This is a genomic window from Pseudomonas sp. FG13 (assembly GCF_057809755.1).
This window is the reverse complement of the sequence record NZ_JBMDKO010000038.1, coordinates 36,792-49,516: the sequence shown is the minus strand read 5'-3', so window position 1 is coordinate 49,516 and position 12,725 is coordinate 36,792. Positions and strand designations below refer to the sequence as shown.

The window sequence follows — 12,725 nt, the reverse complement described above, 5'->3', positions numbered from 1 at the left end:
AGTTGTTTAGCGACGAGCACAATATCTCGGTTCAACACGACTCCCCTGTGGGAGCGAGCCTGCTCGCGAAGGCGCCGGGTCAGTCAATCCTGGGCTAGCTGATGCACCGCTATCGCGAGCAAGCCCGCTCCCACAGTTGTTTAGCGACGAGCACAATATCTCGGTTCAACACGACTCCCCTGTGGGAGCGAGCCTGCTCGCGAAGGCGCCGGGTCAGTCAATCCTGGGCTAGCTGATGCACCGCTATCGCGAGCAAGCCCGCTCCCACAGTTGTTTAGCGACGAGCACAATATCTCGGTTCAACACGACTCCCCTGTGGGAGCGAGCCTGCTCGCGAAGGCGCCGGGTCAGTCAATCCTGGGCTAGCTGATGCACCGCTATCGCGAGCAAGCTCGCTCCCACGGGGTTCCGGTTGAACCTGATCTCAGCTTGGTATTAGCGCCGTACCTGATATTTCGGCGTCGCCCGCGCCGGGATTTCGTGGTCGCTTTCCCTGGTAGGCTGCGCAGGCATGTGCGGCAGCGAAGCGACGTGGACGGTTCGCGCAGGAATCGCGAAGCGCACGCCGATTTTCGCGAATTCTTCCATCATGCCCAGGTTGATCGCCTGCTGGATGTCCATGTAGATGTTGTAGCTGGGGTCCAGCACGATATACACCGTTTCGAATTCCAGAGCGCTCTGGCCGATGCCGCGAAAGTGCGAGCGGTCGAAGCGGGTCTTTTCCTGTGCCTTGATGATGCGTTCGACAATGACTGGCACCTGCTTGAGCTGTTCCGTGGAGCAGTCGAGGGGCAGGGCGAATTCGAAAACGATGCGCCGCTCCTGGAGCCGTTTGTAGTTCTGGATGGTGGTGCTGATCATCTCCGCGTTGGCCATCACGATCTGTTCGCCACCCAGGCTGCGGATCCGCGTGGTCTTCAGGCCGACGTGTTCGACGGTCCCGGCCAGGGAACCGACGACGATGAAGTCGCCGACCTCGAAGGGTTTGTCCACGGCAATGGACAGCGACGCAAACAGGTCGCCAAGGATGTTCTGCACCGCCAGCGCCACGGCGATGCCGCCGACGCCGAGGCTGGCGATAAACGCGGTGATGTTCACGCCGAGGTTGGAGAGCATCGCCAGCAGCACCATGGCCCAGAGAAATACCTTCGCGCCCCACAGGCTCAGGGTCGCCAGGGCACTTTTCTGGTGGATTTCGGTGTGGTTGTGACGGGCGAAATAGTGCAGCAGTACGAGGGCGATGGCTCGGTTGGCCCAGAGCCCCATCTGCAGGGCGGCCACCACGAACCAGAGGCTGCTGACTCGGCTGAGCCAACGCTCCGGCAAGTCCAGTACGCCAATGCCGATCAGGATCGAAGCCAGCAACAACAGGGTATTACTGGTGCTGGAGAGCACTTCGACGGCGATGTGGCTGAGGTAGGCGTTGGGTTTTTGCGCCCGGGCCCGCACGTTCTTCAGGAGGAAGCCGATGCTCGCCCTGGCGACGATGAAGCTCACCGTCATCACGCCGAGAGCAAGCAGCCAGTTGGCGATGGAGATGCCCAGCAACTGGGTATCGGTAAAGATTTCAAGGGAGCTTGAGTCCATGGATCGGTCACCTGCGCCGTTGCTTTTCGGGTTCAGGCCCTATCTAGCGTGGGAGTCTGGACAGGACCACGAACTTCATTAGGTGATGTGAGGTACGAGCCGTTCCATTTTTGTTGCCTGCCAGTGGTTGCGGCATCGGAGGCAGCGGCGACTGACCTGAGCAAGCGACTCACTTAACGCAGCAGGTGCACCGCCAGCCCGGCCAGCCCGCACGCCACCAGGACCTGGATCACGCCACGCTTGTAGCGAAACAATGCAATGGCCGCCAATAGGGCAATGATTGCCGATGGCCAGTCCAGCGCACCGGCAAAGCCGTTGGGCCAGAGCACGTGGTAGCCGAAGAAGCAGGCCAGGTTGAGGATCACGCCGACCACCGCGGCAGTAATCGCCGTCAGCGGTGCGGTGAACTTCAACGCGTTGTGGGTCGACTCGACCAACGGGCCACCGGCGAGGATGAACAGGAACGAGGGCAGGAAGGTGAACCAGGTCACCAGCGTGGCCGCAACGGCACCGGCGAGAAAGGCCTGTTCGGGGCCGAACACCTGCATCACATAGCCGCCGACGAAACCGACGAAGGCCACCACCATGATCAAGGGGCCTGGGGTGGTTTCGCCCAGGGCCAGGCCGTCGATCATCTGTGTCGGAGTCAGCCAGCCAAAGTGTGCGACAGCTCCCTGATACACGTAAGGCAACACTGCATAGGCGCCACCGAAAGTCAGCAGCGCGGCTTTGGTGAAAAACCAGGCCATCTGCGTGAAGGTGCCTTCCCAGCCGAATGTCAGAGTCAACAGGCCCATTGGCAAGACCCAAAGCAAGGCACCGATGATCGCCAGCCGGATGAGCCTGAAAGTGCTGAACCGGGCATGTTCCGGGGTCGGGGTGTCGTCGTCGATCAAGGCTGGCCCGAAGGACCGATGCCCGGGCGCCTGGCCGCCAAGGTTGAATTTTTCCGGCGCCCAGCGCCCACCGAAATAGCCGATGACGGCGGCCCCGAGCACGATCAGCGGGAAGGGGACGTTGAAGGCGAATATTGCAGCGAACGATGCGATGGCTATCGCCCACAACCCACTGTTGCGCAGTGCACGAGAGCCTATGCGGTGGGCGGCATGGACGACGATTGCTGTCACGGCGGGCTTGATGCCATAGAAAATCCCCGCCACCACCGGCACTTCACCAAAGGCGACGTACAGCCAGGACAAGGCGATGAGGATAAACAACGAAGGTAATACGAACAGCGCGCCGGCGATGACTCCGCCCCGGCCCCGATGCATCAGCCAGCCCAGATAGGTCGCCAACTGCTGGGCCTCGGGTCCAGGCAGCAACATGCAGTAGTTGAGGGCGTGCAGGAAACGCCGTTCGGAAATCCAGCGCCGACGCTCCACCAGCTCCTGATGCATGATCGCGATCTGTCCTGCCGGCCCGCCAAAACTGATGAAACCCAATTTGAGCCAGAACCAGAAAGCTTCGCGCAGGCTGACCGCCGAGGGGGCTTCGAGGGTTCGGGAGGGATTGTCCATGGTCGGCGGCATACTTGGCGGTGGAAGGCGAACTACGTTAGGGGGCGTCACGCAATTTGGATAGCCCCCGCCAGGGTTTCCCTGTAAAAAACACCTCCTTTCACCGCCTTGAAACATAACCCTTGAACAATCACCGACCGAGTCGACCTCACCGTTTACAGGACTGCCCAAGGAGCGGGTCAATGAAACAACGTTTTGCGATAGTCATGCTGCTCGCGCTCACAGTGGGCTTCATGGGGATGGGCGATGCCCGTGAATCACGCAGTGCCCGGGCGGAGTCCGTCGCGGGAGTGTTCGATTACTACGTGCTGTCGCTGTCCTGGTCTCCGACGTTCTGCCTGACGCACTCGAACGACGCTCAATGCTCCGGCAAGGGCTACGGTTTTGTCCTGCACGGTCTCTGGCCGCAATACGTCAAGGGCGGCTGGCCGCAGTCCTGTGAGCCGAGGGTGCCGCTGACGGTGGCCGAGCGGGAAAAGGGCCTGACGCTGTTTCCGACGCGCAAATTGCTGGAGCACGAGTGGTCCAAGCACGGCACGTGCACCGGTCTTGGTGCCATGGGTTTCCTGGAGGCGTCCGACAAGGCGTTGGCGGAGGTGAAGGTGCCGTCGCAGTTGCAACCTCCCAGTTCGTCTTACTATTTTGAAGCCAAGGAAATTGCCCGGCTGTTCCGACAAAGCAATCCTGGCATTCCGGCTGATGGTATTGCAGTCATCTGCAGCGGGCCGCAATTGTCGGAAGTCCGGGTGTGCATGGACAAGGACCTGACGTTCGCCAGTTGCGGCAGGGGTGTCAAGACTCAGTGCCGAGACGGGGATGTCCGGGTACCGCCGGTGCGGTGAGGCAGTCTCTGTGCCCCATGGTGAAGGTCTTGTGGCGAGGGGATAAATCCCTCGCCACCGTTCAGCGCTGTGCTGGCTGGCATTAGATTTTTGGATCCATCTTCCCGTCCATCAGCTGCCTTGCACCGGCAAATTGCCGCCCTACAAGCGGTAGGCTAAGCTCTGCCTATTGGGGGCTTTGAGCGATTCGCTCATGTTTTGCCCTCCCGGGAATTCGTTTGCCTATCCTCATCCATGATCCGCTCAATCCCCCCGGCGGTGCTCTCAAGCGCCTGCCGTTGCTCAAGGCAGCGGTAGCGTTTATCGCGGCGGTGTGCCTGTGCCTGTGCGGCTTGCTCTACCTGCAACTGGAACAGTCCCGGCGCCACGACCTCGAGGCAGCGAGTGTAGCTTCGGCCAACCTTACCCGGGCCATGGCCCAGCAGGCCCAGGATACGTTCCTGCAAGCTGACCTGGTGCTGGCCAGCCTGACCGATTGGATTCAGAACGATGGTTTCGGTCCGGCGCTGCAGCCACGCCTGCACAAGACCTTTGCCCGGCGCGTGCAGTCACTGGAGCAATTGCATGGCCTGTTTCTGTTCGACAAGAGCGGCCATTGGATCGTCACCTCCTTTGATGACTTGAAAAAAGGCGATGGGGTGGCGGATCGGGACTATTTCGTTTTCCATCAGCAGAATGCCTCGTTGATCGCCCATATCGGGCCGGCCATCCGCAGTCGGCAAAATGGCGATTGGATCATTCCCATTTCCCGGCGCGTGAATGATCAGGACGGCAATTTCCAGGGCGTGCTGCTGGCCGGTATCAAGATGTCGTACTTCGATAAGTTCTTCAAAAGCTTCAGCCTTGACGACAAAGACGAGATGGCCCTGGCCTTGTCCGACGGCACATTGCTGGCCCGCCGACCCTTTGACGAGGCGCAGATCGGCCGGGCCATGTCCCAGGAGAGTCTCTTCCGGCATGACCTGCAGACCAAGGAGCCTGATACCGCGATGATCCGCTCCGTCGACGGTGTGGTCAGGCTTTATGATCACCAGCATTTGCAGGCCTATCCCCTGATCGTCACCGTTGCGATGTCCAAGCAGGCGATCCTCGCCGGCTGGTATGGCAAAGCCTTTCAGTCCAGCCTCATCGTGGCCCTGGTGGTCACGGGCATCTGTCTGTTCGGTTGGGTGTTTGTGCGCCAGGTGCGTAACAGCGAACGGATCGAGGCCGACCTGCGCAAGGCCCAGGAAGCACTGAGGCTGATTGCCACCCATGACAGCCTGACCGGGCTGGCGAATCGTCGGCTGTTCGGGCGGGCCCTGGACATCGAATTTGGCCGTGGCGCCCGCCAGCGCAGTCCCTTGAGCCTGATCCTGCTCGATATCGACTACTTCAAGCGCTACAACGATACCTACGGGCATGTGGCCGGGGACCATTGCCTGGCAGAAGTGGCGAAAGTGCTCAAGGGCTGCTGCCATCGCAAGGCCGACCTGGCAGTGCGTTATGGGGGTGAAGAGTTTGCTGTGCTGCTGCCCGATACCGACCTGCAGGGCGCCATGACGTTGGCTGAGCAGATCCGCCAGAGCCTTGTCGACAAGCACATCACCCATTCCGGTTCTCCCACCGGCTACCTGACGGTGAGCCTGGGGTGTCACGCCTTCGTGCCCAGCAGCCTGGACAGCATCGAGGTCTTTATCCAGAGGGCCGATGCGGCGCTTTACCAGGCCAAGCACAGCGGCCGCAATCGGGTGGCGGCGTGGTCTAACGAAAGTGGCCTCGATAGGCTGGAGCGTTCGGACCGTTGAGATCCGTTGGAATCATCGGTGGTTGACGAGGGTCCATTGCTCAGGATCTCGCTGTTAGCCGATCGGACAGGAGCTGGTAAATGGAGACCGCTGCCGATATTCCTTCCAACGTCACGCGCCACACGCCGATTACCCGACGCCTGGTGGTCGCGGTCGCCGGGTTGTTTGTCCTGGGCGTCCTGGTGGCCGTTGCGGCATTGTTCAACATAGCCCGGGAACTGGATGCAGAAGACGTGCGCAAGACACACTTCTACATCGAGCGTGCCGTGGAAAACCGCATTATCGCCTCGAAGAACTACATCACCAGCTACACCTACTGGACCACTGCCTATGAGCACCTCAACGGTGAAGTCGATGTGCACTGGGCCTACGCGGAACAGAACATGGGCAAGACCCTGTTCACCAACGACGGGTACGAGGGGGTGTTCGTCGTCGACCGTGAGCGCACCAAATACGCGGTGGTGCGGGGGCAGAATGTCCAGGCGGAGGCGGCAGCGTACATCGATGTGCCCTTGAAGGAGCTGGTGGATCAGCTCCAGGGGCAATCCGACCTGACCGTTCCTGCGATCCGCTACACCTTGTTCGAAGGCTGGCCGGCCATCGTCACCGCTTCGGTGATCCTGCCCAATGACGAGCGTCCCCGGGTCGATGCCAAGGGTACATCGGTCCTGTTGTTTGTCGACCAGTTGACTCCCGTCAAGCTGCGCGCGCTGGGCAAACGTTATGGCCTCACCAACCTGAACCTCAAGAAGGACGACGAACTTACGTCCGGGCAGCCGGCGGTGCCGCTGGACAGCACCGGCTACAGCCTGGTGTCACACCTCGAACAGCCGGGGCGGCAATTGCTCTGGTCACTGATGCCGCCATTGGGTGGGGCGCTGTTGATCCTGGCGCTGCTCACGGCCTATTTTTTCCGCTATGCGCTGCGTACGGCACGGCAGGTGGATGCCAGCTACGACAGCCTGGAGCGCTCGACCCAGGCCCTGGAGGCCAGCGAAGAACGCTTCCGCGCCGTGGCCGAGGCTGCCTCCGACTGGATCTGGGAAATCGACGCCCAACGGCACCTCACCTACTTGTCGGGACGCTTCAATACAGTCACCGGATTTTCTGCCCAGCAATGGTTGGGTCAGGACATCGAGCAACTGCTGTATTGCGACACCATCCCGATTGGCCTGTGGCTGGGCGACCTGACGGAAGAGCAGGGTGCGAGCAACCTGCGCTGTTCCTACCGCGATCATTCTGGGCAACTGCGCTTCTGCCGAGTTTCGGCGCGGCCTATATACGACAAGTCCGACGTGGTGGGTTACCGTGGCACCGCCAGCGATATCACCGACGAGGTGGCGGCCCACGCCCAGGTCCAGCATCTGTCGATGCACGATGCGCTGACCGGCCTGCCGAACCGCAACAAGCTGGCGCGGCACCTGGAAGAGGCGCTGGCCGCCAAAGAGCATTCCGCCCCGTTGACCTTGCTGATGGTGGACTTGGACAACTTCAAGCCGATCAACGATTCCCTGGGCCACCCGGCCGGCGATGCGGTACTGCTGGAAGTCGCCCAGCGCTTGCGCGACAGTACCCGTGAGCAGGATCTGGTGGCGCGGCTGGGCGGCGACGAGTTCGTCGTGGTGCTCAGCGGGATGGAGAACACCACTGAGATCGACCGATTCTGCGCACGGCTGATCGATAGCCTGCAGCAACCGATCCATTACGAAACCCATGCCCTGCACATCGGCGCCAGCATCGGTATTGCCGTGAGTCGTCGCCAGGGGTATGTGCCCGGCGAGTTGATTCGCTGTGCCGACATTGCCATGTACCAGGCCAAGTCCGAGGGCAAGAAGACCTGGTGTTATTTCGCCTCGCAGATGAACGACCAGATCCAGCATCGACGCCAGCTGGAAAGCGATCTGCGCCAGGCACTGAAGAACAACGAATTCATCTTGCACTTCCAGCCACGCTACAAAGTCGACGGCCGGGAGATCGTGGCCGTCGAGGCTTTGGTGCGTTGGCAGCATCCCACCCAGGGCCTGCTCGGTCCCGATGCTTTTATTCCGCTGGCCGAGCAGACCGATCTCATCGTTCCGCTTTCCCGCTGGGTGCTGCGCGAGGCCTGCGAAACCGCGCTGACGTGGCCGGGGAGCCTGATGGTTTCGGTCAATCTGTCGCCGGCGCAGTTCGAGCGCAGCGATGTGGTGGAGGACGTACGCCAGGTGTTGATCGAAACCCGTTTCCCCGCGAGTCGCCTGGAACTCGAAATCACCGAGAACGTGATGCTCAACGATGTGGACGGCGCCCTTCAGGTCATGAATGCCCTGAAGGAATTGGGCGTGCGTCTGAACATGGATGATTTCGGGACCGGCTACTCCTCACTGGGGTACTTGCGCACCTATCCTTTCGACGGCATCAAGATCGACAAGCGCTTCATCGCTTCCATGAGCAACAGCAGCAACGACCGCGCGGTCGTCCAGGCGATTATCAACCTGGGCAAGGCGATGGGCCTGACCGTCACGGCCGAGGGGGTGGAAACCCTGGCTCAGCTCGGCTCGCTGGGCTCGGACCAGTGCCACGAGGTACAGGGCTATTTCCTCAGTCGTCCGATCGATAAACAGGCCTTTTCGAACTTGCTGGAAAACCCCCGGCCGCTGACGAAAACCGGCTCCTGATACCCTGGCATCTTGGCACTTCGAGGTCCTGGCCCATGAAAAAACTGCGGATCGCGACTTTCAATATCAATGGCATTCGCGCCCGGCTGCCCAACCTGCTGGAATGGCTGGAGCGGGAGAAACCCGACATCGTTTGTCTTCAGGAACTCAAGGCGCTCGACAAGGATTTCCCGGCGGCCGAGCTGGAGTCGGTGGGGTATGGGGCGATCTGGCATGGCCAGGCATCCTGGAACGGCGTCGCGATACTGGCCCGAGACGCGCAACCGCTGGAGAGTCGGCGCGGCTTGCCCGGCGATGAGGACGACAGCCACAGTCGCTACCTGGAGGCGGCGGTGCATGGCGTACTGGTCGGCTGCCTTTACCTGCCCAACGGCAACCCGCAGCCAGGGCCCAAGTTCGATTACAAACTGGCGTGGTTCGAACGGCTGATCGATTACGCCCAGGCCTTGCAGGCCAGCGATCACCCTGTGGTGCTGGCTGGCGATTACAACGTGGTGCCCACTGACATGGATATCTACAACCCGCGTTCCTGGCTCAAGGATGCCTTGTTGCAACCCGAAAGCCGCGAGTGCTATCAACGGTTGCTGGACCAGGGCTGGACGGATTCGCTGCGCCATTTGTACCCGGACGAGCGGATCTACACCTTCTGGGATTATTTCCGTCAGCACTGGCAGAAGAACTCCGGGCTGCGCATTGATCACCTGTTGCTCAATCCCGCGGCAAGCCCCTATCTGAGTGAGGCGGGCGTGGACGCCTGGGTCAGGAACCAGCCGCACCCCAGCGATCATGCCCCTACCTGGATCCGGCTGGCTTCACGCAAGCGGCGCTGAGCGCCCGACGCGTCTCGGTCGGTTGTTGTCTATGTAACGGGAATGCCTTATATCTGGCGCCAACCGCAGCGTGCTGCCTGTCAGCCCTGCACCGGACCAGGAGAAGGACACCCTAAAATGAACCAGCCCCGACTGAGCGATTCGCGTCGCTATCTGCAACGCTTGGGCTTCGACACCCCGCCAGCCCCGACGCTCGATACGTTGCGTCAGCTACAAAACCGCCACACGGCCGAATTCCCCTTTGAAACCCTCTCCACGCTGTTGCACCAGCCGGTGCCTATCGATTTGGAATCGGTGGAGCGGAAAATTTTCGAGCAGGGGCGTGGTGGCTACTGCTACGAACTCAACCAGTTGTTCCTGGTGCTGTTGCAGGCATTGGGTTTCGACGCCCGCGGTATCACTGGCCGGGTGGTGATGAACGCGCCCGAAGGTGCCTGGACCGCCCGGACCCATCGCCTCAGCTTGGTGACAATAGACGGCGTGCGCTACATCACCGATGTCGGCTTCGGCGGCATGGTGCCCACCGGGCCGCTGCTGCTGGACAGTCGCGACATCCAGGCCACCCCACATGAGCCGTATCGCATCGAGGACCAGCCGGACGGCTACCTGCTGCGGGCCAACGTCGCGGGTGAATGGCGGCCGATGTACCTGTTCGACCTGCAACGCCAGGAAGACATCGACTACACACTGGGCAACTGGTACGTCTGCAACCATCCCGACTCGCCCTTCATGGGCCGGTTGATGGTGGCCCGCACCGGTGACGGTTTGCGCAAGACCCTCAACGGCAACAGTTATGCCGTGCACCGGATGGGGCAGGAGAGCGAGCGACGGGTGATCACCGATGCCGATGAGCTGATCGATCTGTTGGAAAACGAATTCGGCCTGCGGGTGCCACCACGGGAATTGCTGCGGCCTGCGGTGGCGGAGCTTCTCGAGGGATAGGTGGCGCTCTCCGTTTTTGAGGGCGCAGGCAGAGCAAGCTCATGGATCACGCCGATTAGCTGATGGGAAAAGTGTATACAACTCTATGGACATTTGTCCTGAGTTTTGAATACAGTGTGCCCATAACAAAAACCAGGGAACCCCCGAACCATGAAAACGCCCCATGTTTCACTCCCTCGACCCGAGGACGAAAACCTCGGTGTCGGCGCGAATATGGCCTACGGCCTGCAGCATGTGTTGACCATGTACGGTGGCATCGTCGCCGTACCCTTGATCATCGGCCAGGCGGCCGGGCTGTCTTCGGCGGACATCGGCCTGTTGATTGCGGCGTCATTGTTTGCGGGGGGGCTGGCAACCTTGTTGCAAACCCTCGGCCTGCCGTTCTTCGGTTGCCAATTGCCCTTGGTGCAAGGCGTATCGTTTTCCGGCGTCGCGACCATGGTGGCGATTGTCGGGACCGGCGGGGAGGGCGGCTTCCAGGCCATCCTGGGGGCCGTGGTCGCCGCGTCTCTGATCGGTTTGCTGATCACCCCGGTGTTTTCGCGAATCACCCGTTTCTTTCCGCCGCTGGTCACCGGCATCGTCATCACGACTATTGGCCTGACCTTGATGCCGGTGGCGGCGCGTTGGGCCATGGGGGGCAACAGTCACGCCGCTGATTTCGGCAGCATGGCCAACATCGGCCTGGCCGCCGTCACGTTGGTGCTGGTGCTGCTGCTTAGCAAGATGGGCAGCGCGACGATTTCCCGGTTGTCGATTCTGCTGGCGATGGTGGTTGGTACGGTGATCGCCGTGTTTCTCGGCATGGCGGATTTCTCATCCGTCAGTGAAGGCCCGATGTTCGGCTTTCCTACGCCGTTCCACTTCGGCATGCCGACGTTCCACATCGCTGCGATCCTGTCGATGTGCATCGTGATCATGGTGACCCTGGTGGAAACCTCGGCCGACATCCTGGCAGTAGGCGAGATCATCGACACCAAGGTCGACTCAAGGCGCCTGGGCAACGGTCTGCGGGCTGACATGCTGTCGAGCATGATCGCGCCGATCTTCGGTTCCTTCACCCAGAGTGCCTTTGCCCAGAACGTCGGCCTGGTGGCGGTGACCGGGATCAAGAGCCGTTTCGTGGTGGCCACCGGTGGGGTGTTCCTGGTGGTGCTCGGGCTGTTGCCGTTCATGGGCCGGGTGATCGCTGCAGTGCCTACCTCGGTGCTGGGTGGCGCAGGCATCGTGCTGTTCGGTACCGTGGCCGCCAGCGGCATTCGCACCCTGTCGAAAGTGGATTACCGCAACAACGTCAACCTGATCATCGTCGCCACCTCCATCGGTTTCGGCATGATCCCCATCGCTGCGCCCAACTTCTACGACCATTTCCCGAGCTGGTTCGCGACGATCTTCCATTCGGGTATCAGTTCGTCGGCGATCATGGCGATAGTTCTGAACCTGGCGTTCAACCACTTCACTGCAGGCAACTCCGACCAGCAGTCAGTCTTCGCCGCCGGCACCGAGCGGGTGTTGCGTTACCAGGACCTGGCGGCGCTGCGTGAAGGCGATTACTTCAGCGACGGCAAGCTGCATGACTGCGATGGCAACGAGATTCCGGTGGTGGCAGAGCCTTCCCACTCCACGGCGGAGCATGTGTCGGTACGGCTGAAAAGCGGCGAGCATGTCTGACTTTGCCAACTGAGCATCAGCGGCAAATCCCCTGTGGGAGCGGGCTTGCTCGCGATAGCGGTGGATCAGCGACAACGTTGTCGACTGACATGCCCAATCGCGAGCAGGCTCGCTCCCACAGTTGATCGGGTGAATCCAGTACCAGATTCTGACCGCTACCCCTGTGGGAGCGGGCTTGCTCGCGATAGCGGTGGATCAGCGACAACGTTGTCGACTGACATGCCCAATCGCGAGCAGGCTCGCTCCCACAGTTGATCGGGTGAATCCAGTACCAGATTCTGACCGCTACCCCTGTGGGAGCGAGCCTGCTCGCGATAGCCGTGGATCAGTTCACCTCAATGTTGAGCTGTGCTGCCGACCAATAAAAAACAGCCTGTGATCGAGGATCACAGGCTGTTTTTGGTTCGGTTACCAGCGACCGTAATGGCCATGGGGCGGGCCGTAGTAGTAGCCCCGTGGTGGCCCGTAATACACCGGTGCCGGGCGATAGTAGACAGGCCGCTCGATGTATACCGGCTGTGGCTCGTAATAGACCGGTGGGGGTTGTTGTACATAAACCGGTTGCGGCTGGACGTAGACCGGTTGTTGCACGTACACCGGCCGGTCACGGTTGATGAGCGCCGAACCGACAATAGCCGAGCCGACGATTGCACCAAACACTGCGGGGCCCTCCCAACCACCGCGACCATGGGCGGATGCCTGGCCGGTGACCGCGAGTGCCCCCACGAGCAGGGCGATGACAGGGAGTTTACGATTCATGGTGGTTCCTCGTTTGGCCCCGTTTGTAACAGACCGATAAAAAGGTCACGGGGATACTTGCTCTGACAACAATTTTCTCAGGATTTTCAGCGCCGTTGGGTAAATATTGTGTAAGGTCGGTCCGGCGGTGACC

General features: G+C 60.9%; 9 protein-coding genes. 6 read left to right on the top strand and 3 right to left on the bottom strand.

Annotated elements, in window-relative coordinates; translation table 11 throughout:
* Positions 1 to 435: 435 nt before the first annotated feature.
* Together ACODTO_RS23085 and chrA are read right to left on the bottom strand one after the other, a co-directional pair.
* Positions 436 to 1,587 carry a mechanosensitive ion channel family protein gene (locus ACODTO_RS23085; RefSeq protein ID WP_139641670.1) on the bottom strand — a complete coding sequence of 384 codons (1,152 nt, stop codon included), beginning with the start codon at positions 1,585 to 1,587 and terminating at the stop codon, positions 436 to 438.
* A 173-nt stretch (positions 1,588 to 1,760) separates the two neighbouring features.
* The gene (gene chrA / locus ACODTO_RS23080; protein WP_464711059.1) at positions 1,761 to 3,104 is read right to left on the bottom strand and encodes a chromate efflux transporter; all 1,344 of its coding nucleotides are present in this window, start codon (positions 3,102 to 3,104) and stop codon (positions 1,761 to 1,763) included.
* 182 nt (positions 3,105 to 3,286) lie between these two features.
* Here chrA and ACODTO_RS23075 point away from each other — a divergent pair, with 182 nt between their 5' ends.
* From ACODTO_RS23075 to ACODTO_RS23050, 6 genes are all read left to right on the top strand, one after another.
* A complete protein-coding gene (locus tag ACODTO_RS23075) occupies positions 3,287 to 3,946 on the top strand; it encodes a ribonuclease T2 family protein (protein WP_139641674.1) in 660 nt (219 codons plus the stop codon).
* 218 nt (positions 3,947 to 4,164) lie between these two features.
* On the top strand, positions 4,165 to 5,733 hold the full coding sequence (locus tag ACODTO_RS23070; RefSeq protein ID WP_139641676.1) for a sensor domain-containing diguanylate cyclase: 1,569 nt from the start codon (positions 4,165 to 4,167) through the stop codon (positions 5,731 to 5,733).
* An 80-nt stretch (positions 5,734 to 5,813) separates the two neighbouring features.
* Complete coding sequence (locus ACODTO_RS23065; protein ID WP_489107097.1) at positions 5,814 to 8,390, top strand: bifunctional diguanylate cyclase/phosphodiesterase; 2,577 nt, start codon at positions 5,814 to 5,816, stop codon at positions 8,388 to 8,390.
* A 35-nt stretch (positions 8,391 to 8,425) separates the two neighbouring features.
* A complete protein-coding gene (xth, locus tag ACODTO_RS23060) occupies positions 8,426 to 9,220 on the top strand; it encodes an exodeoxyribonuclease III (protein ID WP_175361240.1) in 795 nt (264 codons plus the stop codon).
* A 117-nt stretch (positions 9,221 to 9,337) separates the two neighbouring features.
* On the top strand, positions 9,338 to 10,162 hold the full coding sequence (locus ACODTO_RS23055; protein ID WP_175361241.1) for an arylamine N-acetyltransferase family protein: 825 nt from the start codon (positions 9,338 to 9,340) through the stop codon (positions 10,160 to 10,162).
* A gap of 150 nt (positions 10,163 to 10,312) precedes the next feature.
* Positions 10,313 to 11,833: a nucleobase:cation symporter-2 family protein gene (locus ACODTO_RS23050; protein ID WP_139641684.1), complete on the top strand. Its 1,521-nt coding sequence runs from the start codon at positions 10,313 to 10,315 to the stop codon at positions 11,831 to 11,833.
* Positions 11,834 to 12,241: 408 nt separating this feature from the next.
* On the opposite strand, the gene ACODTO_RS23045 is transcribed toward ACODTO_RS23050, so the two are convergent.
* Positions 12,242 to 12,592 (bottom strand): hypothetical protein, encoded by a 351-nt coding sequence (locus ACODTO_RS23045; RefSeq protein ID WP_041021191.1) that lies wholly within the window; start codon positions 12,590 to 12,592, stop codon positions 12,242 to 12,244.
* Positions 12,593 to 12,725 lie beyond the last annotated feature (133 nt).